A 23,602-nucleotide genomic window follows, 5' to 3' on the forward strand; every position below is an offset into this window, starting at 1 on the left:
GATCCGGCAGGCAGGCTGGAGCCGGCAAAGAGTGGATTTCCGTATCCGAAGGGATGAGAAAGGGTGTGGAGTGACGTATGAAGATCAGTATCGGGATGAAGCTTCAGCCCGGTCCCTGGGGAGGCGGCAACCGCTTTGGCGCGGTCTTGACCGATTATCTGCGCCGTCACGGCCATGAGGTGAGCCATGACCTGGCGGCGGACGATCTGGATGTGATCCTGCTGGCCGAACCGGATCGCAAGTTGCGCATCTCGGCTTATGATCATGCGGATATTTTACGTTATTTGTTGTTTGTCAATCGTCGTGCGCTGGTGGTGCATCGGATCAACAACAGCAGCGAGGCCCGTGATGATCCGCAGAAACGCTTCAACCGGTATCGCCTGCACGCCAACCGGGTGGCGGATCATACCGTGTTCGTCAGCCAATGGGTGCGGGAGTGTTATCGGGACGCCGGATTTGGAGAGCGTCCCCATACGGTGATTCTCAATGGGGCGGACCAGCGGTTGTGGCGTCCCGCCCCGGAAAGTCATGCCGGGGAGCGCGTACCCTTGCGGATTGTCACCCATCATTGGAGTATGAACCCCAATAAAGGCTGGCAGGTCTATCGGCAACTGGATGCGCTGCTGGGGGGTTCTTCCTGGTCGGAACGGTTGCAATTCACTTATATTGGTCCTTTGCCCAAGGGGGTGACGCTGCAACACGGGCGTCATGTGGCTCCCATCACCGGACAGCCTCTGGTGGACGAATTGCGGAGTCATGATCTTTATCTCACGGCCTCTCTTTGGGAGGCTGGACCCAATCATGTGTTGGAAGGAGCATTGTGCGGATTGCCTTTGCTCTATCTGGAGAGCGGTTCCATGCGTGAATATTGTGCCGGATTCGGTCTGCCTTATACCCCGGAAACCCTGGAAAATGTCCTGACCCGCATGATCGGGGAACGGGATCAGTGGGCCGCCCGCATGGCAGGGTTTCCCCTGACGGCGGAGCGGATGTGTGGGGATTATTTACGGTTGTTTGAAACGCTGGTGGCGGAGCGGCAGACGGTGCTTGCCAAACGTCGTTTCGGTTCTTCCTGGAGTTGGGTGATTCAGACCCTGTTGAATCGTCATCGGCGGGTTGACGCGCCATGATGCGTGACAGGAGCAGCATGCCGGCTGATCCATGGCGCTGGTTGGGGGTGCAAGAGGCCATTGAATCGGTCAAGCCGGTGACCTTGCGGGCACCCTGGTGGTTGCGTTTTGGCCAGCAGCAACGCTTGCCTGTGGATCGTTTTCTGGTGCCTCCGCCTGGAGTTTACATTCTGGTTTATCACAGCGTCGTGGATCCGGAGAATCGACAGGGGTGGGAGCATCATTATCGCAAAGGCGAGGTGACGATCCAACGTTTTGTCAGGCAACTCGATATCCTGAGCGAAATGATGACCCCTCTGCCGTTGAGCGCGGTCCCCGGTCTTTGGGATCAGGGAGGGCCGGATCGTCCCTATTTCGTGGTTACCTTCGACGACGGGTTGAGCAACAATTTGCGTCTGGTCCACGGACTGGTGCGGGAACGGGGTATCTGTCCTACGGTGTTTGTGTGTGGCGCCTATGCCAGCGGGGAGGTGTTTTATCGGATTCTGGCGTCGATTCTGGTGCATACCGGATTGGCCGAAGCTCTGGCCCAGGCTTTGCGTGCGATCATTCCCGATGTCTCTTGGAGCCAGGATCCGGAAACGTTGTTCAGTCAGACCAAGCGGCACTACCGGATCGATCTCACGGAACAGGCGGTGGAGCAGGTGTTCACCACCCATGTGGGGCCGGCGGTGGACCTCAAGGCCCACATGGATGTGGAAGAGGTGCGGCAGTTGCATCGTGAAGGATGGGAGATCGCCAATCATACCCTGGCCCACCGCATTCTGTCCGCCATGAGCCTGGAGAGTGTGGCACGGGTTGTCCAGGACAATGCGGATTTCTGGCAGCGCGCCCAGATCCCTTTGATCCCGTTTCTGGCCTACCCCGTGGGCCGGGCCGATGATGTGAGTCCGATGGTGCAACAATTCATGCGTACCATGCCCAATCTGCACGGCATTTATGCTGGAGGTGGCGTGAATCTTTACAAGAGTCGTGCCGAATGGTTGCGGTTTTCGTTGGGTATGGCCGAAAGCCGGGAGCAGGTTCTGGAGTCTTTGCGGGTCGAAGTGGCCCGCACAAAAGCGGCTTTTATACACATGAATGGTGGATAATAATGCGTTGCGATACCATTCGTTTACGTGACAATGGTTGAATATACATTTTTTTTGATCTGCCCATTGATCAGCGCTTGACCGGATCGCGCCAGGGTGGTAGAAATCCGCTCGACGCAACGCTAAAGAAGGTGGTCGAAAGGCCTGTGTCGTCAAAAGCGAGATCGGAAACCCGCTTGGAGAATTACCGCAATGCTTGAGAACTACTTTCCGATTCTGGTCTTCCTGGCCATTGCTGGTGGCTTGGCCGTCGTCATGCAAGGACTCTCCTTTGTGCTGGGGCCGCGCAAGCCCGACGCCAAGAAACGAGCCCAATACGAATGCGGTTTTGCTCCGTTGACCGCCGTTCGCATCCCATTCGATGTGCGTTTCTATCTGCTGGCCATACTTTTCGTGGTGTTCGACATCGAAGCCGCGTTTCTGTTTCCATGGGCCGTGGCTTTCAAGCAGCTCGGCTGGATCGGCTTTGTGGAGATGATACTCTTCCTGCTGGTTCTCCTGGTGGGATATGCCTACGTCTGGAAAAAAGGGGCGCTGGAATGGGATTGAACGAACAGTTTGTCCAGGGCGTGGCCCAGGAAGTGGGAGAGCGGGGATTTCTGCTCACCTCGGTGGATACCTTGGCCAACTGGGCCCGTACCTCGTCCATGTGGCCCATGACCTTTGGATTGGCCTGCTGCGCGGTGGAAATGATGCACGCCGGCGCCAGCCGCTATGATCTGGATCGCTTCGGCATCGTCTTTCGCGGCTCTCCCCGTCAATCCGACGTGATCGTGGTGGCCGGCACCCTCACCAACAAAATGGCCCCGGCGCTGCGCAAGCTCTATGATCAAATGCCGGAACCCCGCTGGGTGATCTCCATGGGATCCTGCGCCAATGGTGGCGGCTATTATCATTATGGCTATTCCACGGTGCGGGGCTGTGATCGGGTCTTGCCGGTGGATGTCTACATTCCCGGCTGTCCCCCCACCGCCGAGGCTTTTTTCTACGGGGTGTTGCAGTTGCATAAAAAGATCCATCGCACCCATACCGTCTCTTCGGGATGGGGTGCGAACGGAGTCCGTCGCGCCAACACGCAAGCAGGGTGATCCGATGAGTCCCGAGACCCTCGACAAACTCGAAGCAACCATGGCGGAACGTTTTCCCGAACTGCCCCGGGAAAAGCGGTCCGATGCCTTGATCGTGCGTGTGGAACCGGATCGGCTGGTGGACACCATGACCCGGTTGCGGGATGATCCGGAACTGGATTTCAAGCTGATGATCGATCTGGCTGGTGTCCATTATCCGGAGCGGGAACAACCGTTGGAAGTGGTGTATCAACTGTTGTCGGTCTACAAGAATCATCGCTTGCGGGTCAAGGTCGCCACCAGCGAAGGCGTGGCGGTGCCTTCGGTGATTCCGGTCTGGAGTTGCGCGGACTGGTACGAGCGGGAGGCGTATGATTTGCTGGGCATTCTCTTTTCCGGCCATCCGGATCTGAGACGCATCCTGAACGACTATGATTTCGATGGCCATCCGTTGCGCAAGGATTTTCCGGTCACAGGCCGGGTTGAGGTGCGCTATGACGAGACCTTAGGCCGCATTGTCCGGGAACCGGTTGCCCTCGAACGGGTCAACCGCGAACCCTACCGCCACACTCTCTAGGAGCCGAGACGTTGGCGATGGAAACCCAATCGACAGAATTTCTCAATTATACGGTCAACTTCGGTCCCCAGCATCCGGCGGCTCATGGTGTGCTGCGTCTGCTTCTGGAACTGGACGGCGAAGTGGTGGAACGGGCCGATCCCCACATCGGATTTTTGCACCGGGGAACGGAAAAACTCCTGGAACACAAGACCTATCTTCAGGGCGTGCCCTACTTCGACCGTCTCGACTACATGTCGATGATGTCCGAGGAGCATACCTGGGTGCTGGCGGTGGAAAAGCTCATGGGACTTCAGGTTCCCGAGCGCGCCCAGTACATCCGGGTGATCTTCGCGGAGTTGACCCGCATTCTCAATCATCTGCTCTTTCTGGGCGCCCATGGCCTGGATGTGGGTGCCATGACCATGTTCATTTACTGTTTCCGGGAACGGGAGCGGATCATGGACATGTACGAGGCGGTGTGCGGGGCGCGCATGCACGCGGCCTACTTCCGTCCCGGTGGCGTCTCCAAGGATTTGCCGGATGGACTGGCGGAAAAGATTCAGTCGTTCACCGATGATTTTCCGTCCAAGATCGATGAATACGAAACCCTGTTGACCAACAACCGCATCTGGAAGCAGCGGCTGGTGGATATCGGGGTGGTGACAGCCGCCGAAGCGTTGGATATGGGTTATGTCGGACCGATGCTGCGGGGATCGGGCATCGCCTGGGATCTGCGCAAGGCCGAGCCTTATGACGCTTATGATCGGGTGGCCTTCGATATCCCGGTGGGCAAGAATGGCGACAGCTATGACCGGTATCTGGTGCGGGTCGAAGAGATTCGTCAGAGCAACCGTATCATCCAGCAGTGCCTGAAGCAGATGCCAACCGGTCCGGTCAAAACCGAGAATTTCAAGAGTTCGGTGCCGTACCGCAAAGAGATGCAACAGGGCATGGAGTCCCTGATTCTGCACTTCAAGCAGTTCAGCGAAGGGTTCGAGGCTCCGGTTGGTGAGGTCTATGTGGCCACCGAATCCCCCAAGGGAGAATTCGGGGTCTACATCATTTCCCACGGTGGCAACAAACCCTATCGGGTGAAGATCCGCGCTGCCGGTTTCAACCATTTGCAATCCTTGAAGACCATTCTGAAAGGACACATGTTGGCCGATGTCACCACCATCGTGGGGACCATCGACATCGTGTTTGGTGAAATCGACCGGTGATCGGCCATAACCGGACCTGTGGAAGTTTCAAGGTCTGGTCGGGTGTTATCGACCTTTGCACGAGGCGTCGCGTTTGATGAACGAGCGGAGTACACTATCCACGGGAGTCACGCCCCGGTTTTCCGAGGAGTCGCTGCGACAGATCGAAGTGATCTTCCAGCGCTATCCGGCCGATCGGCGGCAATCAGCGGTCATGCCGATTCTCCATCTGGCCCAGCGGGAGTTCGGCGGTTGGCTCTCCCGGGAAAGCTTGGATTATGTGGCGGAACTGGTGGGCATGCCCCCGATCCGGGTGTACGAGGTGGCCACGTTCTACACCATGTACAACCTGAAGCCCGTGGGACGTTATCACATTCAGGCCTGTACCAACATCTCCTGCTGGCTGTGCGGTTCGGATCAGGTCATGGATGCCCTGAAACGCAAACTCAAGCTGGCGGCAGGTCAGACCAGCGAAGACAAACGGTTCACCCTGGCCGAGGTGGAGTGCCTGGGGGCGTGTGTCAACGCGCCGATGATGCAGATCAATGACGATTACTATGAAAATTTGACTGCCGACAAGGTGGTCGAAATCATCGACCGTCTCCCTTGACCTGCGGCCATGCAAAACACGGCGGACTCCACAACGGATAACATCCCATGAAGATCGTCTATCAGAATATTCACCTCGCCAACAGTCACACGATGGCCGTTTACGAAGCCAACGGGGGCTACAAGGCGTTGCTCAAGGCCATCGAACTGGGCAGCGACGAGGTTATCGAAGAGGTCAAACGCTCCGGCATCCGGGGTCGGGGTGGCGCGGGATTTCCGGCGGGCCTCAAATGGTCCTTCATCCCCAAGAACGATCCTCGTCCCAAGTACCTCACCTGCAACGCCGACGAAGGCGAACCGGGCACCTGCAAGGACCGGGACATCATCCGCTACGATCCCCATCGTCTGATCGAAGGGATGATCATCTGTGGCTTCGCGGTCGGAATCCAGCAGGGATACATCTACATTCGCGGTGAGTTCTACCGGGAGACGGAACGGCTTCAGGCCGCCATCGACGAAGCCTATGCCAAAGGCATTTTGGGTGAGAATGTCTGTGGCAAGGGGGTGCGTTTCCATCTGGCAATCCATCGGGGTGGCGGGGCGTATGTGTGCGGCGAGGAGACGGGACTGATCGAGTCCATCGAGGGCAAAAAGGGTCAACCCCGCCTCAAGCCTCCGTTTCCAGCCAATATCGGTCTGTATGGCTGTCCTACGGTGATCAACAACGTCGAAACCCTGGCCTCCATTCCCACCATCATTGAGCGGGGCGGGACGTGGTACGGCGGGTTGGGTGTGGCCAAGTCCAGTGGCACCAAGATTTTTTCGGTTTCCGGGCATGTCAACAAGCCCGGAAACTACGAAGTCGAACTGGGCATTCCCCTGAAAACCTTGCTGGAAGACCATGCCGGCGGCGTGCGTGGCGGTTGGAGCAATCTCAAGGGGGTGATTCCCGGCGGTTCCTCCTCTCCGATTCTGCCTGCGGAAGTGTGCGCCACCATTACCATGGATTACGACTCCCTGGGCAAGGCGGGCACCATGCTCGGCTCCGGGGCGGTCATTGTGCTCGACAAGTCGGTCTGCATCGTGCGGGCGGTTGCCCGGCTGTCGCGTTTTTACCGGCATGAGTCCTGTGGCCAATGCACACCGTGCCGCGAAGGGACCGGCTGGCTGGCGCAAATCATGACCCGCATGGAAGCGGGTCAAGGCACCCTCGAAGACATCGACCTGTTGCAAGACATCTGCGCCAACATCGGGGGCAAGACCATCTGCGCCCTGGGGGACGCGGCGGCAGGACCGGTGATGGGTGCAATCCGGGCGTTCAAGGAAGAGTTCATCTACCACGTGGAGCACGGCCGCTGCATGGCGGGATGAGGAGCAAGCTTGCAAAATGCCTACTCTGATCATCGACGGGAAGGAAATTGATGTCAAGCCTGGGACCTCCATCATGGAGGCCGCCAAGCTCCTGGGCATCTTTATTCCCCATTTTTGCTATCATCCCAAACTTCCCATCGCGGGCAACTGTCGCATGTGCCTGGTGGAAGTGGAGAAAATGCCCAAGCCGGTGATCTCTTGCGCCATGCCGGTGAGCGAAGGCATGGTGGTGAAGACCGAATCCGACATGGTGCGCAAGGCGCGCCAGGGCGTTCTGGAATTTTTGCTGATCAACCATCCGCTGGATTGTCCGGTGTGCGATCAGGGCGGGGAGTGTACCCTCCAGGATCTGGCCATGAAATATGGTCCGGACCGCTCCCGCTTCCACGATCACAAACGTGAGGTGCCCAATTACGATCTGGGCCCCATCATCGAAACCGAGATGAACCGCTGCATCCATTGCACCCGCTGCATCCGTTTTTCCGAGGATGTCTCCGGCGTCGAGCAGATGGGGGCGGTCTATCGGGGCGATCACATGCGGGTCGGACCGTTTGTGGACGCCATCCTGGATTCGGAATTGACCGGCAATCTGGCCGAAATCTGTCCGGTGGGCGCCTTGAATCTCAAGCCGTTCCATTTTCAGGCCAGAGGCTGGGAACTCAAGCATGCCGATGGGGTGTGTCCCCACTGTTCCGTGGGCTGTCATACCCGGGTGGATCATCTGGATGGTCGCATTCTGCGGGTCATGTCCCGCACCTGGAACGAAGGCAACGAAACTTGGCTGTGCGACAAGGGCCGTTTCGCCAGCGATGGTCTGGGCGTCGAGCGTCTGTTGGCCCCGACGATCCGTGCGGACAAGGCAAGCCAGCCGAAGAAGGTCAGTTGGCCCGAGGCGCTGGATCAGGCGGCCGCCATCTTGAAGTCGGTCAAACCCGAGGAGGTGGCGGGGTTGGCTTCCGACGCCATCCAGGGTGGAGAGGAGTTGTATGCCTTCCAGGAGTTCATGCGTCAGGTGGTGGGTACCCCCCATCTGGATCACCGGTTGCGTCAGCGGGATTTCAGCGGAGATGAGTTGGCCTTGACCCGGGCCGATCTGTTGATGAATACCCCTCTGTCCGATCTCAACGGCGCGGATGCCATTGTGCTGGTGGGGTGCGATCCCCGTTTTGAAACGCCGATCTTGAATCTGCGTCTGCGTCGCGCCACTCAGGGTGGAGCCCGTGTGATCGCGATTCATCCCAAGCGTTTGAACAGCAATCTGCTGAATCTGACCCAGCTTGTCGTGGCGCCGGGGGGAGAGGTGGCGCGTCTCAATCAGGCGCTGCTGGCCCTGGAAGCCAACGATGAGCAGGATCCGGTGGCGGTTTTGCTGAAGTCGGCCAAAAAGCCGGTGATGATCCTGGGGGAGCATGCCATTCACCATCCGGAAGCCGAGGCTTTGCGCCGTCTGAGTGTGGCGCTGCTCGACAAGGTGGGTGCAATCGGTGCCCACTGGAATGGATTCAATCGGGTATCTGGCCGGGGCAACAGCGCGGCGGCCCAGGATCTGGGTGTGGTGCCCCATCGTGGGCCTGGATACACCCGTCTGGATGGGGTCGGCCTGAATGCCGCGGGCATCCTGGAAGCGGCTGCAGCTGGCCGGGTGAAGGTGCTGTTCTTGTTGGGTGTGGATCCCATCGCAGAGGCGTTGGATCAGGATCTGGCCAGGCGGGCCATGGAGAAGGCCCGGGTGATCCATCTGGGGGCGTTCGACGGCACGGCGGCGCAAATGGCCGAGGTGGTGCTGCCCGGATTGGCGCCGGGAGAAAAGCCCATGACCTTGACCAACGGCGAAGGCCGTGTGCAACGCAGTGCCCGTGCGGGGAATGGTCCTTTGGAGGCCAAAGAGGATTGGCGTATTCTGCGGGGCTTAAGCGATCGTTTTTCCGCTCCCCTGGGTTACAACGATCTGGAAGCCCTGCGCAAAAAGATGGCAGCCAGCGATCATCGGTATGATCTTTCCAAACTGGGGCCGGGCGAGTCGCCCCGGGCCTGTGATCACAGCCCGGTGACCAAAGGTTTGCCCGTGACCGTGAACGGCGCAGATGGGGTCGGCGGCATTCGACTGGTGCTGGACTCCTCCTTCTACCGGGATGATCCGGTGGCGTGGCGCTCCAAGGTCATGGCCAAGCTGGCCCGGGATGGACGGTTGCGGATTCATCCGGACGACGCCGCTGGCATGGCGATTGTTCAGAATGGTTTGGTTCGGGTGCTGCACGGGGAAAAGCGGGTCGAAATTCGGGCCGAGTTGGACAAGAATGTACCCCATGGGGTGGTTTTTGGCGACTTTGGACCGGGTGAAAGCTCCTTGCGCGGGTTGTGCGATTACACCAGCGGTTTCCCGAAAGTGAGCCTGGTCGCCTTGCCCGGATGATCGGGCCGTGGGGGTCGGACAGGATGCGGTATTGTGGCGTTTCAAGCGTGGACCGGGGACAAAATGCCTGAATTTCTGAATCCAATCTTGGGAACCATCCATGGCTACGGGGTAGGACTCCTGGGAGCCACCTTGTGGACGGTGGTTTGGACCGTGATCAAGATCGTGATCCTTCTGGCTCCGGTACTGTTCATGGTCACCTACATCACCCTGGCGGAACGCAAGATCATCGGGTTCATGCAGGTGCGTTATGGACCCAACCGGGTGGGCTTCTGGGGGATTCTGCAACCCCTGGCGGATGCGGCGAAACTGCTGTTCAAAGAGTTGCTGCTGCCGGAAAAGGCGGACAAGGTCATCTTTCTGCTGGCCCCGGCCCTGACCCTGGTTCCGGCCTTGATCGCCTGGGCGGTGATTCCCTTTGCGCCGGGTCTGGTGCTGGCGGATATCAACATCGGCATTCTCTACATCCTGGCCATCTCCTCGTTGGGGGTGTACGGCATCATCATGGCAGGATGGGGCTCCAACAACCGCTTCAGCTTTCTGGGCGGATTGCGTTCGGCGGCCCAGATGGTCTCTTATGAAGTCTCCATGGGCTTCACGCTCATTCCGGTGGTGCTGCTTTCGGGAAGTCTCAACCTCACCGACGTGGTCAATGCCCAAAAGAGTGTCTGGTTCGTGGTGCCGTTGTTGCCCATGTTCGTGATCTATTTCATCTCCGTGGTGGCCGAGACCAACCGTGCCCCCTTCGATCTGCCCGAGGCCGAAGCCGAACTGGTGGCCGGGTTCATCACCGAATATTCCGCCATGAGTTCCGGACTGTTCTTCATGGGTGAATACGCCAACATGATCCTGGTGTCGTTCATGGGATCGATTCTCTTTCTGGGCGGTTGGCTGCCCCCGGCCCAGTTCCTCTCCTTCATTCCGGGGATCATCTGGCTGGGCATCAAGGCGGGATTGTTGCTGTTCGTCTTTTTGTGGATCCGGGCTACCTTTCCCCGCTACCGTTATGATCAACTCATGCGTCTGGGCTGGAAAGTGTTCCTCCCCATCTCGCTGTTGTGGATCTTTGTCACCGGACTGGGTGTGCTTCTTTTCGGCAAGGCGTAAGGAGACGCTAAGATGGGTTTGAATTTCAAGGCGTTGGCGGATACGTTCGCCTTAAGGGAGTTGGCTGCGGGCATGGCCGTCACCTTGCGGCACATGTTCAAGCCCCACATCACCATTCAATACCCCGAGGAGCGCACGCCGCTTTCTCCCCGGTTCCGGGGCGAACACGCCCTGCGACGGGACGAGGCGGGCAAGGAGCGCTGTGTGGCCTGCAAACTGTGCGAGGCCGTCTGTCCGGCCCAGGCGATCTATATCGAGATCGACCCCACCAGTGTGGCCGAACAGCGGTTGACCAAGGTTTACAGCATCGACGAAACCAAGTGCATCTTCTGTGGTTTTTGTCAGGAGGCCTGTCCGGTGGATGCCATCGTGCTGGGGCCGAATTTCGAGTTTCATGGATACAAGCGCGAGGATCTCTTTTATGACAAGGCCAAACTCCTGGCCAACGGCGAGCGTTGGAAAAAGGAAATCGACGCCAACCTGGCCGCAGATGCCAAGTACCGTTAGGTGGAGTGCATAGATCATGGCAGCGGATCTCGTGTTTTATTTTTTTTCGGCCATCACCGTGGGGGCAGCCCTGGGGGTGATTATCAGTCGGAATCAGGTCCATTCGGTCCTGTTTCTGATTCTGGCCTTTTTCAACACCGCCGGACTTTTTGTCCTGCTCCAGGCGGAGTTTCTGGCCGCTCTGTTGGTCATCGTCTACATGGGCGCTGTGGCCGTGTTGTTCTTGTTTGTGGTGATGATGCTCGACGTGGATTTCGAGGAGTTGCGTCGGGGCGCCTTGCAGCATCTACCCATGGGAATCGCTGTGGGTGCGGTGCTCGCAGTTGAGTTTGCCTTCATTCTCAATGGGGTCCATGTGGACGGACCGGCCCAGGCCGCTGGAGTCCCGGTCACGAATACCGTGGCCATTGGTCAACTGCTGTATACCCGCTTTCTGTTGCCCTTCGAGATCGCCTCGTTGATTCTGCTGGTGGCCTTGATTGGCGCGGTGGTGCTGACCTTGCGGAAGCGCAAGGGGGTCAAGCGTCAGGATATCTCCAATCAGGTCGCCCGTACACGGGAAGAGGCTGTCAAACTGGTCCAGGTCGCCTCGGGTGAGGGAGCCAAGCCATGAGTCTGCATCATTTTCTGATCCTGAGTGCCATTCTGTTCACCATCGGCATCGTCGGGATCTTTCTGAACCGGCGCAACATGATCATCATTTTGATGAGCATCGAGCTGATCCTGTTGGCGGTGAATATCAACTTTGTGGCCTTCTCCCACTATCTCGGGGATGTGTCGGGTCAGATCTTCACCTTCTTCGTCATGACCGTGGCCGCCGCCGAAGCCGCCATTGGTCTGGCCATTCTGGTCGCCTTTTTCCGTAACCGATCCACCATTGACGTGGAAGAGATCGACTCCCTGAAGGGCTAGAAGTTAAGATACCCACCTGAAGCGGGATTTAAGACGACTATGAGCAAGAACCTCCTGATTATCCTACTGCCTCTCGTCGGCTCCATGATCGCCGGGCTTTTCGGACGGCGTTACCTGGGCAATGCGATGAGCCGTCTGGTCACCATCGCCTGCATGGTGGGTGCCCTGGCCTTGTCGATCCAGGCCTTCCTGGCCATTGCGGTGGGGGATGCCCCCACGGTCCATGAGCAGATCTTCTCCTGGATCGTCTCCGGGAAGTTCAAGGTCTCCTTCGCCATTCTTCTCGACCGGCTGACCGTGATCATGCTGGTGGTGGTCAATGGGGTCTCCACCCTGGTCCACATCTACTCTGTGGGCTACATGGAAGAGGATCCGGACCACGCCCGCTTTTTTTCGTATCTCTCCTTTTTCACCTTTTCCATGCTCATGCTGGTGACGGGTGACAATTTCCTCCAACTCTTCTTCGGTTGGGAAGGGGTGGGGCTGGCTTCTTATCTGCTCATCGGCTTCTGGTTCACCAAGGAATCCGCCTGCAATGCGGCCATCAAGGCCTTTTTGGTCAACCGTGTCGGCGATTTCGGTTTTGCCTTGGGCATCTTCACCATCTATATGGTGTTCGGCACTCTGGACTATGCCGAGGTGTTCCGCATGGCCGGAAGCGGGCAATTCCAGCCTACCATGGATTTCCCCCTGTGGGGAGCCGTGCCCACCATCACCTTGATCTGTCTGCTGCTGTTCATTGGTGCCATGGGCAAATCCGCCCAGTTGGGCCTGCACACCTGGTTGCCGGACGCCATGGAAGGTCCGACCCCGGTTTCCGCCTTGATCCATGCCGCCACCATGGTCACCGCCGGTGTCTTCATGGTCTGCCGCGCCTCGCCGCTGTTTGAACTCTCCCAGACCGCTCTCAACGTGGTGACGGTGGTGGGGGCTTCCACCGCCCTGTTCGCCGCCACCGTGGGTCTGGTGCAAAACGACATCAAGCGGGTGATCGCCTATTCCACCTGTTCCCAGTTGGGTTACATGTTTTTTGCCGCCGGTGTTTCCGCTTATCCCGCCGCCATGTTTCATCTGTTCACCCATGCCTTCTTCAAGGCGCTGCTGTTCCTGGGGGCTGGCGCGGTGATTCATGCCATGCACCACGAGCAGGATATGCGCCATATGGGGGGACTGTTCAAGAAGATCCCCATCACCTATGCGGTCATGATGATCGGCACTTTGGCCTTGACCGGCTTTCCGTATCTGGCGGGTTTTTACTCCAAGGACGCCATTTTGGAATCCGCCTATGCCGCCCATACCACGGTGGGCACACTGGCCTGGATCATGGGCATGCTCGCCGCCATTCTGACCACCTTTTATTCGTTCCGGCTGGTCTTCATGACCTTCCACGGCGCCCCCCCGAAGGATCATCACGCCAAGCATGCCTATGACCACGCCCACGAGGCCCCCTGGTCCATGCGCTTTCCGTTGCTGGTGTTGGCCATCGGCTCCTTGATCTGCGGTGTGCTGGGACAGACCATGGTCCATGAAGGGTGGTTCAAGGAGGCGATCTTCATCGCCAAAGGACACGATGCCCTGGCCCACGCCCATCATGTGGCCGCCTGGGTCAAATGGTCTCCTTTCGGCATGTTCATCATCGGTCTGGCCTTGGCGTGGTTGCTGTATGTCAAAACCCCCACCCTGCCTGCCATCATGGCTGGACATTGGCGCAACATCTATCAGTTCCTGCTCAATGCCTGGTATTTCGACCGGCTCTACGATCGTCTGTTCGTGCGTCCCGCACGTCAGATCGGACAAGGTCTGTGGCAGACGGGTGATGTGACCATCATCGATGGCTTCGGTGTCAACGGCGTGGCCGCCACGGTTGGACGCTTGGCACAGGGGCTCAAGCGGCTTCAGACCGGCTATGTCTATCATTATGCCTTTGCCATGGTGATCGGGCTGTTGGTCCTGATCACGGTGTATGCTTGAACGGCGGGAGAATTTGGCGATGCTGAGTCTTGTAACATTCCTTCCGCTTGTCGGAGCCCTGGTCATCCTGCTCGCGATCCGTGATGACGGCGCGGCCCGCAAGACCGCTCTCGGGGTCTCGCTGCTCACCTTTGTGATCAGCCTGGGACTTTTGAAAGGCTTCGATACCAGTTCGGCCAAGTTCCAGTTCCTCGAAGAGGTGAGCTGGCTGCCCGAGTATGGCATTGCCTATCGCATGGGTGTGGATGGCATCAGCCTGCCCTTTGTGCTGCTCACCACCTTCCTGACCCCCATCTGCCTGTTGGCATCCTGGGAGTCGGTGCAGAAACGGGTGCGGGAGTACCTCATGGCCTTCCTGGCTCTGGAAAGCTTTGTGGTGGGCGTTTTTTGCGCCCTGGACTTCATCCTGTTCTATGTGCTGTGGGAAGCCATGCTGATCCCGATGTTCCTGATCATCGGCGTCTGGGGTGGACCCAACCGGGTTTACGCGGCCCTCAAGTTTTTCCTGTACACCCTGGCCGGTTCGGTGCTGATGCTGGTCGCCATCCTCTCCTTGGGGTATGCGGGTCACACCTTCTCCGTTCCCGCTCTCATGGAATTGCCCTTGTCGTTTGGCTTCCAGGTCTGGCTGTTCCTGGGGCTGTTCGCCTCCTTCGCGGTGAAGGTGCCCATGTGGCCGGTCCACACTTGGTTGCCCGACGCCCATGTGGAAGCTCCCACCGCCGGATCGGTGATCCTGGCCGGTATCCTCCTGAAAATGGGTGCTTACGGTTTCCTGCGCTTCTCCCTGCCCATTTTGCCGGATGCTTCCCGCTTCTTCATTCCGTTGATCTTCGGTCTGTCCCTGGTGGCGGTGGTCTATACCGCGCTGGTGGCCCTGATGCAAAAGGATCTGAAGAAATTGGTGGCCTACTCTTCGGTTTCGCACATGGGCTTTGTCACCATCGGCATCTTCGCTCTGAATCAACAGGGCCTGGAGGGGAGCATCCTCCAGATGGTCAACCACGGTATCGTCTCCGGCGCCCTCTTTTTGGCCGTTGGGGTGATCTATGACCGGATGCATACCCGTGAAATCGCCCACTTCGGTGGTGTGGCCCACGTGATGCCGGTGTATGCGGTCATTTTCATGATCTTCACCATGGCGTCGGCGGGTCTGCCGGGCACCAACAGCTTCGTGGGCGAAATTCTCATCCTGCTGGGAGCGTTCATGGCCAACAAGGCGGTGGCCATGGTGGCGGCTACCGGTCTGGTCTTCGGCGCGGCCTATATGCTGTGGATGTTCAAACGGGTGGTCTTTGGCCCGGTGGGCAACGACGAGGTGCGTGCCATGAAGGATCTTTCGGCCCGGGAGGTGGCGCTCTTTCTGCCCTTGCTGGTCCTGGTCTTCTGGATCGGATTTTATCCCGGACCCTTCCTGAACCTGTTCCACGCCTCGGTGGAACATCTGCTGACGCAAGCCGCCGTGGTCAAGACCGGTGCGGTGGCGGTGGCTTCATTCTAAATCGATCTGCACGGTTTCATCCATACGGGGAGCATGCAAGAAAATGCCAGTCCAAATGCCGGATATCAACCTGGTTACGATGCTGCCGGAGATCCTGATCGGGATCCTGGGTCTGGTGGTGTTGCTTAAAAGTGCCTGGGGGGATGAAAATCGGGGTGGCAAACTGGTCATGATGGCCATCGCCGGAGTGGCCGCCGCTGCCGCTATCACCTTGGGATCGGGCAATGGCTCCTCTTTTGGTGGCTTTTTCATCAATGATCCCTTTGCCCGCGCCATGAAGCTTTTGATGTTTCTGGCCACGGGATTGGTGTTGTTCATGTCCATGGAGTTCATGAAGCGTCACAAGTACGATGGCGGGGAGTATCAGGTGCTCACCCTCATGGCCCTGCTTGGTGGCATGATCATGGCCTCTGCCGGGGATTTCATCGTTTTGTATCTCGGCCTGGAGTTGATGTCCCTTTCCATCTATGTGCTGGCGGCTTGGAATCGGGATGATGTGCGTTCCAACGAGGCGGGTCTGAAATATTTTGTCCTGGGCTCCATGGCCTCCGGATTTTTGCTGTATGGCATCACCCTGATCTACGGCACCACCGGCACCACCTTGTTCACCGGTGTGGCCACGGCCCTGGGTCACGGCCATATCACCTCGGCCACGGTGCTGGGTGTGGTGCTGGTGCTGGCCGGCATGAGCTTCAAGGTGGCTGCCGCCCCGTTCCACATGTGGGCTCCGGATGTCTACGAAGGCGCCCCCACTTCGGTCACCGCCTTCATGGCTGTGCTGCCGAAAGTGGCCGCCTTTGCCGCCATCTTCCGGGTGCTGCTGATCGCCTTCCCGTCGCTTCACAGCCATTGGAATCCCCTGTTGCAGTTGGTGGCCCTGCTCTCTTTGGCGGTGGGCGCCATTGCCGCCATCGCCCAGACCAATATCAAGCGCATGCTGGCTTACTCTTCCATCGGCCATGTGGGCTTCATCCTGCTGGGGCTGACCGCCCATAGCGGATTGGGCTATCAGAGTGTGGTGGCCTATCTGGCCATCTACATCTTCACCAATGTGGGTGCCTTTGCCGTGATCCTGCTGCTCAATCGGGCCGGGGTGGGAGATGGCATCGAGGATTACAAGGGACTGGCCCACAAACGGCCCATGGTGGCCTTCCTGATGGCGCTGTTCATGTTCTCCATGGCGGGCATTCCGCCCCTGGCCGGTTTCATGGGCAAGCTGTATGTGTTCATGGCGGCGATTCAGTCCGACATGATGGCTTTGGCCATCGCCGGCGTGCTGTTTTCGGCCATTGGTGCCTTTTATTATCTGCGCATCGTCAAGTTCATGTATTTCGATCAACCGGCGGATGGCGCCTTTGTCATGACTCTCGATTTTCCCGCACGGGCAATTCTGACCGTGACGGGTGTGATCATGCTCTTCTGGGGACTCTTTCCGGGTGCGTTGCTGGCCTGGAGCGCGGCGAGCATCAAGGTGTTCTTGTAAGCCAGGACAGGGCGTCCACGATCTGAAGAGGTCTGGAGAAGCACTTTCCAGACCTCTTTTTCATTTTCCGGTGTCGTGATTTCGGGTATGGCTGCACACTCCATTCTGGCGTCCCTCATACGGCAGGAGATGATGGCAAACGGTGGGGTGATCCCGTTTCATCGTTTCATGGCGCTCGCGCTTTATCATCCCGAGCATGGCTATTACATGTCGGGGCGCACCCGTGTTGGTCGGGGAGGGGATTTTGTCACGGCCCCGGAGTTGACCTCTGTGTTCGGCGAATTGCTGACCCTGCAATGCATCGAGATTTGGCAATACCTGGGGTCTCCGTCACGTTTTCAGGTGGTGGAGATGGGGGGAGGCAGCGGGCGACTGGCTTTGGATCTGTTGAATACCGCCCGTCGGTTTCCCGCCTTTTTTGCCGCTTTGACCCTGTGCATGGTGGAAACCAGTCCGGATTTCACCGCCCGGCAGCAACATTTGTTGCAAGAAGCCGGCTTCGGGCCGGAACGGGTGATATGGCTGATTGACCTGCCGGAGGTGGTGGAACAGGGGGTGATTCTGGGCAACGAGTTTCTCGACGCCTTGCCGGTCCACTGGGTGGAGAGGACGCCGGACGGTTTGCGGGAGATCGGGGTGGGTGTCGATGGGGATGGGGCGTGGCAAACCCGTCTGATGACCCCGATCGCTCCGCTGGAGGCGGATTGTTTCGAGCGTTTGGGCATCGATCTGCCGGTGGGCTTCAAGGCGGAGGTGGGGTTGCAGGCCGAGGCATGGATGGAACGGGTGGGGCGGGTGTTGCGGCGCGGCGTGGTGTTGATGATCGATTACGGCGAGGCGGGGCGGGATCACTTTTCCGGCAGGCGTCCGGAAGGCACCCTGGTGGGGCATCGGGATGGGGAACGGGTGGATGATCCGTTGCGGCATGTGGGGGAGATGGATCTGACCGCCCATGTGGATTTTTCCGCCATGGCCCGCGCCGGGGCCAGGGGCGGTTTGGAAGGGTTGGGTTTTACCACCCAGGGGTGGTTTTTGATGGGGTTGGGCATTCTGGAGCGGTTGGAGATGGCCTCCAGAACAATGACACCAGAAGCGGTCGATGCCTTGCGCAAGGTGGCCATGCGCTTGTTGCTGCCGGACGAGATGGGGGAGCGTTTCAAGGTGCTGGCCATGGGTCGGGGGTGTGATGCCGGGGTTTTGTCGGGATTTCGGTTGAATGATCAGCGGCAACGATTATAGAATGTTTCGTTGAGAATGGGGTGTCATCGAATCGGAGTCTGGTCAAGAGGGTGATAAGGGACAAGTCATGGGTATCCTGAAGGGAAAGCGTGGTTTGATTTTTGGTCTGGCCAACGAGCGCAGCATCGCCTGGGGAATTGCGCGCGCCTGCCATCGGGAGGGGGCGGTGTTGGGTTTCAACTATTTGGGAGATGCGCTGGAAAAGCGGGTGCGTCCTTTGGCGCAGGAGTTGGGATCCGATTTTGTGATGCCCTGCAATCTCAATAACGACGAGGAGATCGATACGGTCTTCAAGGAGGTCGAATCCCGTTGGGGTGGGGTGGATTTCCTGGTTCACTCCGTGGCCTTCGCCAAGAAGGAGGAGCTGGACGGCTACTATTACGACACCTCCCGCGAGGGATTCCGCATTGCCATGGAGACCTCGGTTTACTCCTTGACCGCGTTGTGTGGCCGGGCCGCGCCGCTGATGCAAAACGGGGGATCGATCATTACCTTGACCTATCTGGGAGCCGAGCGGGTCATGCCCCATTACAACGTCATGGGGGTGGCCAAGGCGGCGCTGGAGGCGAGCGTGCGTTATCTGGCGGTGGATTTCGGACCCAAGAACATCCGGGTGAACGCCATTTCCGCAGGACCGATCCGCACCCTGGCTGCGGCAGGCATCGGGGATTTCAAGCACATCCTCAACTGGAACCGGGAAAACGCGCCGATGCGGCGTAATGTCACCATCGAGGAGGTGGGGGAGTCGGGATTGTATCTGCTGTCCGACATGAGCAGCGGTGTGACCGGCGAGGTGTTGCATGTGGATGCGGGATATCACGTGGTGGGCATGAAAGCCGTGGATCACGACGCGCCATGAGGATGGTCTGATGTCGGGCAATGGGATCGGGATGCTGTTTCGGCTGACCACCTTTGGCGAAAGCCATGGGCCGGCCTTGGGTGGAGTGGTGGAGGGGTGTCCGGCGGGCCTGCCTTTGTGCGAGGCGGATTTGCAGGGGGATCTGGACCGTCGGCGTCCGGGGCAGAATCGATTTACCACCGGGCGGCGGGAGCCGGATCAGGTGCGGATTTTGTCCGGGGTGTTCGAGGGGGTGACCACCGGTACCCCCATCGGTCTGATGATCGAAAATACCGATCAGCGTTCCCGGGATTATTCGGCCATTCAGGATCTGTTTCGTCCCGGGCATGCGGATTACGTCTATTGGCGCAAGCACGGGGTGCGGGATTATCGGGGGGGGGGACGGGCCTCGGCCCGGGAGACGGCGATGCGGGTGGCGGGGGGAGCGGTGGCCCGCAAGCTGTTGGCGACGGTGGGGGTGCGGATACGCGGCGCCTTGATCGCCATGGGGGAGGAACAGATCGACCGTTCCGCTTGGGATTGGGATGAGGTGGGGCGCAATCCGTTTTTTTCGCCGGATGCCGGGGCTGTGGAGCGTTTCGCCGTCTTGCTGGACGGGGTGCGCAACGCGGGGGATTCGGTGGGGGCAGTGTTGGAGGTGGTGGCCAGCGGTGTGGGTGTGGGTTGGGGGGAACCGGTGTTCGACCGTTTGGACGCGGACTTGGCCAAGGCGCTGATGGGTGTCAACGCGGTCAAGGGGGTGGAAATCGGCAGTGGCATGGAAATGGGGGCGGGTCGAGGCTCGCAATTGGCCGACGAGATGTTTCCGGATGGGCAGGGGGGGGTGACCTTCGGGAGCAATCATGCGGGTGGCATTCTGGGGGGCATGAGTACCGGACAGGAAATCGTGGCCCGTGTGGCCCTCAAGCCCACCTCTTCGATCCGCATTCCGCGGCGGACTGTGGATGTGAGCGGGCAGGCGCGGGAAGTGATCACCGAGGGGCGGCACGATCCGTGTGTGGGGATCCGGGCGGTACCGGTGGTGGAGGCGATGGTGGCCTTGACCCTGGCGGATCACTGGTTGCGTTGGCGCAGCCGGGAAGGGTGGCGTTTGTAACTATTGAAAAAAAGAAGGGGTCTGGGGGATTCCTCCCCCAGGACTTTGACCGTTCATCTTAAAAAAAATCTTTTTCAAAAACAATCCAAACCGCAAGACACAATTTCATCCCTCCTTGTTTTCATTTTCTGGCTTCGTTTCATCCGGTTGCATCTCTTGGGCATACCAGAAAACCAGTGTGTATTTCCCGAGACCGATCCGATCGCCATGCTTGAGTCCATGTTCCTGGATTTTGGTGCCATTCACCGAAATGCCGTTTTTGCTGCCCAGATCCTTCAAAAGATAGCGGTCTTCGGCGACCCGCAGGATCTGGGCATGAGTGCGGGAGACGGGAATGTAGTGCAAGGAAATGTCGTTGACCGAGGCGCGACCGATGGTGACAATCTCCTTGTCCAGGTGATAATCCCGGACCAGCACACCATTTTCCAGCAGGACGATCCTGGGATGTCCGTCGTTTGACATATCAGGCCGCCTGCCTTAAAAGCCGTTTCCAGGTCCAGCGGGGCCGGACCAGGGGATCGGTGGTCAGGGGGCGCACGGCCAGCAGGGTTTGACCCACCCGGATGAGGCTTCGATCCGGCAGGGGCATGGCCATCACCACCTTGAGCCATGGGGTGTGATCCGCTTCCGGGGCATGGAGATGGGTGCCGTTGGTGCTGCCCAGATCTTCGATCATCCAGAATCCCTTGGGATGCAGAAAGATCCGGCAATGGTTGCGGGAGACCCGATTGTCCTGCAACGCGATGCGTACGCAGTTGGGGGGCAGGGGATGATCCAATCCGGCGCGTCCGATGACATATTCGGGCCGCTCCTGGAGGTGATAGTGGAAGTCATACCCGCTGCAATCCGGCTCCTGAATGTGGAACAGAATCTGCGGGACGGTGGCTGTCCCCGAATGGCGCGAGCGGCCTGATAACCGATTCATGGTCATGGTTTCCTGTGTGATGGAGAGTGCTCCTTTGTTTGGCGTAACTAGCAAAAGATGTACCATTGGCAAGATGTGCGACATTTTTCCCATCGAACCCGGTGATGCCCGATGATCGAGGCCTTTTTCAAGAGTCTGGAAGGGCCAAAGCGGCCTTTGTTCTGGCTGCATGGCACGGTGGATGGGCCGGTGGAGGCGGTGGATTCGAGCCGTTTTCTGCACGAGGCGCGTCGTTGGGCTTGGCGATTGCGTCAATCCCCCGAGCCGGTGGTGGGCATTTTGGGGCGCATGACTTTTTCGATGACGGCGGCCTGGTTCGGGGCGATTCTGGCGGGGCGCTTGCCGGTTTTTTTGTCCCATCCGAGCCGCAAGATCACCCCGGAAGAGTACGCCCGCAAACTGGCCAACTATCGGGAACGGTTCGGCGGATGCGTGATGGTGGGGGAGGCGGTGGATCGGGGGGTCTGTCCGGAATTGCTCTCGGATGCGGATCTGCGGTTGGATCCGGTGCCTGAAGTCGTGCCTTGGCCGTCATGGACGCCGGATCGACCGCTTTTTTTGCAGTGCAGTTCCGGGACTACGGGGCTGCAAAAGGCGGTGGCCATCACTTCGGCCATGTTGACCGCCCAGGTGCAAGCCCATGCCCAGGCCTTGAAACTCGATCCGCGGCACGACCGGATGGTCAGTTGGCTGCCTTTGTATCACGACATGGGACTGGCCGGGGTGTTTCTGCCCGCGCTGCTCACCGGCACTCCCTTGCATCTGCTGGATACCTTTGAATGGTCGGCCAATCCGGCCTGGCTGTTGGCGGTGATCGAACGGCAACGGGGTACCTTGTGCTGGTTGCCCAATTTTGCCTTTTCGTGGCTGGCGCGGGTGGGTGGGTGCTTCGATCTGGGTGCGATGCGCGCCTTCATCAACTGTTCGGAGCCGGTTTCGTCGGGGGCGTTTGACCGTTTTGTCGCGGCGTTCGGGGTGAAAGGGGAGCAGTTGGCGGTCTGTTACGCTTTGGCGGAAAATGTCTTCGCGGCCACGTTGACCCCGTTGGGCGCTCCTCCCGGTGTGCTGGTGTTGGACCGGGCCGCTTTGGCGCGGCGACAGGTGCAGGTGCGGGGCCGGGGAGTGGCGGGTGGTGGTGTCGCCAACGATCAACCGGAAACGCACACGGTGGTATTTGGCTGCGGGGCGTCCTTGCCGGGGGTGTCGATTCGCATCGTCTGCCGTTCGGAAGAGGAGCAGGTAGGGGAGATTTTGTTGGCCGGTGGGGGGGCGGTGGGGGGCTATCACGGTCAGCCCCCGTTGCGGGAGGATGGCTGGTTTCCCACCGGGGATCTGGGGTTTGTGCGAGACGGGGAGCTGTATGTCACCGGACGGATCAAGGATCTGATCATCCAGAATGGCAAGAATATCCATCCGGCGGATCTGGAAGAGGCTTTGGGACGTTTTCCGGAGGTGCAACCGGGGCGGGTGGTGGCTTTGGGGCGCATGGACGCGGAGGTGGATTCCGAGCGGATTGTGGTGTTGTGCGAGCCGGCGCAGGATTTGACCCCGGAGGCGCAACGGCAGTTGCGGATCCGTTTGCAGCAGGCTCTCGATTCCTGGTTCGACATCCGTTCCGAGGTGGATTGCGTGCCGCGCCATTGGCTGAAAAAGACCTCCAGCGGCAAGCTGGCCCGTCTGGAGAATCTGCGCCGTTACGAAAGCGCGCTGAATACCGAAATCCAGTTGATCGGAGACAGCCATGTGCGGATTTTCTGGAGTGGTCCCACCAGCCATCACAACCGGTATCGGCGCATTCATGCCCATTGGCTGGGATTGATCTGGTCGGAAAACTGGCAGCAGACCTTGCCATTTTTTTCCAATCTGGTGGGGCGCATGGGGCCGACGGATGTGTTGATTTTGGCCTGTGGCGAGCCGGAGTGCCGCTCGATCTTTCCGCAGGATCCGGATCCGGAAGCGCGCATTCTGCGGTCGGTGGGGGCGTACCGGGAGTGTCTGACGGTGTTGCGTCGCCTTTGGTCGGGGCGGATGGCCTTCATGACCGGGATTCCCACCCATCCGTTGAACATCGACAACGGCGATGCCCAATGGCCCATCCGGGGTACTCCCGAGGTGCGTTATCATTGGCAGGCTTTATTCTATCGGCGCATGCGGGCGCTTTGCACCGAACTGGTCATCCATTTCATCGATGTCTGCACTCCGCTGCTGGGTGCCGACGGGCGCATGGATCCATCCCTGTTGTGTGACAAGGCCCATCTGGATCCGGTCCACGAGGGGGTGATTCTCAAGGCCATACAGGAGCGTTTTGGACATCTGGATCTTTCGGCCAACGATCCGGCCCCGGAAGATCGCCTTTGGGACGGCAGTTATGATCACTATGTCGCGTTGATGCGTCTGAAAGTGCGGTCCTTTTACCCCATGATCGAAGAGTCGGACTGGTCGAAGTTGATCTCCGGCGGGGTGTTGGACTCATTGAGTCTGGTGGCGTTGATCGCCATGTTGAATCGGACGTTTCGTTTTCAACTCGATCCGGCCACTTTGCGGCGCGAGGATTTTGAATCCATAGACAGGATCTGGGAGCGGTTTGGGCCATGAGTGAACACGATGGCGATTTTTTATCGGG

The 23,602-nt window shown here is 58.9% G+C and carries 22 protein-coding genes; 20 read left to right on the forward strand and 2 right to left on the reverse strand.

Annotated features, from left to right (window positions below):
- Positions 1–77: 77 nt before the first annotated feature.
- From HQL98_12005 to aroC, 19 genes are all read left to right on the forward strand, one after another.
- Entirely contained in the window at positions 78–1,130 is a 1,053-nt protein-coding gene (locus tag HQL98_12005; GenBank protein ID MBF0272772.1) for a hypothetical protein, read from the forward strand.
- Positions 1,131–1,147: 17 nt separating this feature from the next.
- Positions 1,148–2,221: a polysaccharide deacetylase family protein gene (locus HQL98_12010; protein ID MBF0272773.1), complete on the forward strand. Its 1,074-nt coding sequence runs from the start codon at positions 1,148–1,150 to the stop codon at positions 2,219–2,221.
- A gap of 192 nt (positions 2,222–2,413) precedes the next feature.
- Positions 2,414–2,770 (forward strand): NADH-quinone oxidoreductase subunit A, encoded by a 357-nt coding sequence (locus tag HQL98_12015; GenBank protein ID MBF0272774.1) that lies wholly within the window; start codon positions 2,414–2,416, stop codon positions 2,768–2,770.
- A complete protein-coding gene (locus tag HQL98_12020; protein ID MBF0272775.1) occupies positions 2,761–3,309 on the forward strand; it encodes an NADH-quinone oxidoreductase subunit B in 549 nt (182 codons plus the stop codon). The genes HQL98_12015 and HQL98_12020 overlap by 10 nt, the downstream gene beginning before the upstream one ends.
- Positions 3,310–3,313: 4 nt before the next feature.
- Positions 3,314–3,865: an NADH-quinone oxidoreductase subunit C gene (locus tag HQL98_12025; GenBank protein ID MBF0272776.1), complete on the forward strand. Its 552-nt coding sequence runs from the start codon at positions 3,314–3,316 to the stop codon at positions 3,863–3,865.
- Positions 3,866–3,882: 17 nt separating this feature from the next.
- Positions 3,883–5,067 carry an NADH-quinone oxidoreductase subunit D gene (locus HQL98_12030; protein MBF0272777.1) on the forward strand — a complete coding sequence of 395 codons (1,185 nt, stop codon included), beginning with the start codon at positions 3,883–3,885 and terminating at the stop codon, positions 5,065–5,067.
- A 76-nt stretch (positions 5,068–5,143) separates the two neighbouring features.
- Positions 5,144–5,656 (forward strand): NADH-quinone oxidoreductase subunit NuoE, encoded by a 513-nt coding sequence (gene nuoE / locus HQL98_12035; protein MBF0272778.1) that lies wholly within the window; start codon positions 5,144–5,146, stop codon positions 5,654–5,656.
- Positions 5,657–5,703: 47 nt separating this feature from the next.
- The gene (gene nuoF / locus HQL98_12040) at positions 5,704–6,966 is read left to right on the forward strand and encodes an NADH-quinone oxidoreductase subunit NuoF (protein MBF0272779.1); all 1,263 of its coding nucleotides are present in this window, start codon (positions 5,704–5,706) and stop codon (positions 6,964–6,966) included.
- A 16-nt stretch (positions 6,967–6,982) separates the two neighbouring features.
- Positions 6,983–9,379 carry an NADH-quinone oxidoreductase subunit NuoG gene (nuoG, locus tag HQL98_12045; protein ID MBF0272780.1) on the forward strand — a complete coding sequence of 799 codons (2,397 nt, stop codon included), beginning with the start codon at positions 6,983–6,985 and terminating at the stop codon, positions 9,377–9,379.
- 63 nt (positions 9,380–9,442) lie between these two features.
- Positions 9,443–10,486, forward strand: coding sequence for an NADH-quinone oxidoreductase subunit NuoH (nuoH, locus tag HQL98_12050; protein ID MBF0272781.1), 1,044 nt, complete (start codon positions 9,443–9,445; stop codon positions 10,484–10,486).
- Between the two features lie 12 nt (positions 10,487–10,498).
- Complete coding sequence (nuoI, locus tag HQL98_12055; protein ID MBF0272782.1) at positions 10,499–10,993, forward strand: NADH-quinone oxidoreductase subunit NuoI; 495 nt, start codon at positions 10,499–10,501, stop codon at positions 10,991–10,993.
- 16 nt (positions 10,994–11,009) lie between these two features.
- Positions 11,010–11,606: an NADH-quinone oxidoreductase subunit J gene (locus HQL98_12060; GenBank protein ID MBF0272783.1), complete on the forward strand. Its 597-nt coding sequence runs from the start codon at positions 11,010–11,012 to the stop codon at positions 11,604–11,606.
- Positions 11,603–11,905, forward strand: coding sequence for an NADH-quinone oxidoreductase subunit NuoK (nuoK, locus tag HQL98_12065; protein ID MBF0272784.1), 303 nt, complete (start codon positions 11,603–11,605; stop codon positions 11,903–11,905). The genes HQL98_12060 and nuoK overlap by 4 nt, the downstream gene beginning before the upstream one ends.
- Before the next feature lie 39 nt (positions 11,906–11,944).
- Positions 11,945–13,876 (forward strand): NADH-quinone oxidoreductase subunit L, encoded by a 1,932-nt coding sequence (gene nuoL, locus HQL98_12070; GenBank protein MBF0272785.1) that lies wholly within the window; start codon positions 11,945–11,947, stop codon positions 13,874–13,876.
- Between the two features lie 19 nt (positions 13,877–13,895).
- On the forward strand, positions 13,896–15,377 hold the full coding sequence (locus HQL98_12075) for an NADH-quinone oxidoreductase subunit M (protein MBF0272786.1): 1,482 nt from the start codon (positions 13,896–13,898) through the stop codon (positions 15,375–15,377).
- 43 nt (positions 15,378–15,420) lie between these two features.
- On the forward strand, positions 15,421–16,860 hold the full coding sequence (gene nuoN, locus HQL98_12080) for an NADH-quinone oxidoreductase subunit NuoN (protein MBF0272787.1): 1,440 nt from the start codon (positions 15,421–15,423) through the stop codon (positions 16,858–16,860).
- 129 nt (positions 16,861–16,989) lie between these two features.
- A complete protein-coding gene (locus HQL98_12085) occupies positions 16,990–18,099 on the forward strand; it encodes an SAM-dependent methyltransferase (GenBank protein ID MBF0272788.1) in 1,110 nt (369 codons plus the stop codon).
- Between the two features lie 67 nt (positions 18,100–18,166).
- Positions 18,167–18,958 carry an SDR family oxidoreductase gene (locus tag HQL98_12090; protein ID MBF0272789.1) on the forward strand — a complete coding sequence of 264 codons (792 nt, stop codon included), beginning with the start codon at positions 18,167–18,169 and terminating at the stop codon, positions 18,956–18,958.
- A gap of 10 nt (positions 18,959–18,968) precedes the next feature.
- Entirely contained in the window at positions 18,969–20,054 is a 1,086-nt protein-coding gene (gene aroC / locus HQL98_12095) for a chorismate synthase (protein ID MBF0272790.1), read from the forward strand.
- 105 nt (positions 20,055–20,159) lie between these two features.
- On the opposite strand, the gene HQL98_12100 is transcribed toward aroC, so the two are convergent.
- Positions 20,160–20,516 (reverse strand): FHA domain-containing protein, encoded by a 357-nt coding sequence (locus tag HQL98_12100; protein MBF0272791.1) that lies wholly within the window; start codon positions 20,514–20,516, stop codon positions 20,160–20,162.
- A 1-nt stretch (position 20,517) separates the two neighbouring features.
- A complete protein-coding gene (locus tag HQL98_12105; protein ID MBF0272792.1) occupies positions 20,518–20,979 on the reverse strand; it encodes an FHA domain-containing protein in 462 nt (153 codons plus the stop codon).
- 111 nt (positions 20,980–21,090) lie between these two features.
- On the opposite strand from HQL98_12105, the gene HQL98_12110 reads away from it, so the two are divergent.
- On the forward strand, positions 21,091–23,574 hold the full coding sequence (locus HQL98_12110) for an AMP-binding protein (GenBank protein ID MBF0272793.1): 2,484 nt from the start codon (positions 21,091–21,093) through the stop codon (positions 23,572–23,574).
- The last annotated feature ends 28 nt before the right edge of the window (positions 23,575–23,602 follow it).

The sequence above is a fragment of the Magnetococcales bacterium genome (genome assembly GCA_015231755.1).
GTDB lineage: Bacteria > Pseudomonadota > Magnetococcia > Magnetococcales > Magnetaquicoccaceae > Magnetaquiglobus.

Coding starts and splice junctions, on each gene's coding strand:
- HQL98_12085 (MBF0272788.1), top strand. CDS start 16,990: ATGATGGCAAACGGTGGGGTGATCCCGTTTCATCGTTTCATGGCGCTC.
- nuoG (MBF0272780.1), top strand. CDS start 6,983: ATGCCTACTCTGATCATCGACGGGAAGGAAATTGATGTCAAGCCTGGG.
- nuoK (MBF0272784.1), top strand. CDS start 11,603: ATGAGTCTGCATCATTTTCTGATCCTGAGTGCCATTCTGTTCACCATC.
- nuoF (MBF0272779.1), top strand. CDS start 5,704: ATGAAGATCGTCTATCAGAATATTCACCTCGCCAACAGTCACACGATG.
- nuoI (MBF0272782.1), top strand. CDS start 10,499: ATGGGTTTGAATTTCAAGGCGTTGGCGGATACGTTCGCCTTAAGGGAG.
- HQL98_12105 (MBF0272792.1), bottom strand. CDS start 20,979: ATGAATCGGTTATCAGGCCGCTCGCGCCATTCGGGGACAGCCACCGTC.
- HQL98_12015 (MBF0272774.1), top strand. CDS start 2,414: ATGCTTGAGAACTACTTTCCGATTCTGGTCTTCCTGGCCATTGCTGGT.
- HQL98_12025 (MBF0272776.1), top strand. CDS start 3,314: ATGAGTCCCGAGACCCTCGACAAACTCGAAGCAACCATGGCGGAACGT.
- HQL98_12005 (MBF0272772.1), top strand. CDS start 78: ATGAAGATCAGTATCGGGATGAAGCTTCAGCCCGGTCCCTGGGGAGGC.
- aroC (MBF0272790.1), top strand. CDS start 18,969: ATGTCGGGCAATGGGATCGGGATGCTGTTTCGGCTGACCACCTTTGGC.
- HQL98_12060 (MBF0272783.1), top strand. CDS start 11,010: ATGGCAGCGGATCTCGTGTTTTATTTTTTTTCGGCCATCACCGTGGGG.
- HQL98_12020 (MBF0272775.1), top strand. CDS start 2,761: ATGGGATTGAACGAACAGTTTGTCCAGGGCGTGGCCCAGGAAGTGGGA.
- HQL98_12100 (MBF0272791.1), bottom strand. CDS start 20,516: ATGTCAAACGACGGACATCCCAGGATCGTCCTGCTGGAAAATGGTGTG.
- nuoL (MBF0272785.1), top strand. CDS start 11,945: ATGAGCAAGAACCTCCTGATTATCCTACTGCCTCTCGTCGGCTCCATG.
- HQL98_12030 (MBF0272777.1), top strand. CDS start 3,883: ATGGAAACCCAATCGACAGAATTTCTCAATTATACGGTCAACTTCGGT.
- nuoH (MBF0272781.1), top strand. CDS start 9,443: ATGCCTGAATTTCTGAATCCAATCTTGGGAACCATCCATGGCTACGGG.
- nuoN (MBF0272787.1), top strand. CDS start 15,421: ATGCCAGTCCAAATGCCGGATATCAACCTGGTTACGATGCTGCCGGAG.
- HQL98_12090 (MBF0272789.1), top strand. CDS start 18,167: ATGGGTATCCTGAAGGGAAAGCGTGGTTTGATTTTTGGTCTGGCCAAC.
- nuoE (MBF0272778.1), top strand. CDS start 5,144: ATGAACGAGCGGAGTACACTATCCACGGGAGTCACGCCCCGGTTTTCC.
- HQL98_12010 (MBF0272773.1), top strand. CDS start 1,148: ATGCCGGCTGATCCATGGCGCTGGTTGGGGGTGCAAGAGGCCATTGAA.
- HQL98_12110 (MBF0272793.1), top strand. CDS start 21,091: ATGATCGAGGCCTTTTTCAAGAGTCTGGAAGGGCCAAAGCGGCCTTTG.
- HQL98_12075 (MBF0272786.1), top strand. CDS start 13,896: ATGCTGAGTCTTGTAACATTCCTTCCGCTTGTCGGAGCCCTGGTCATC.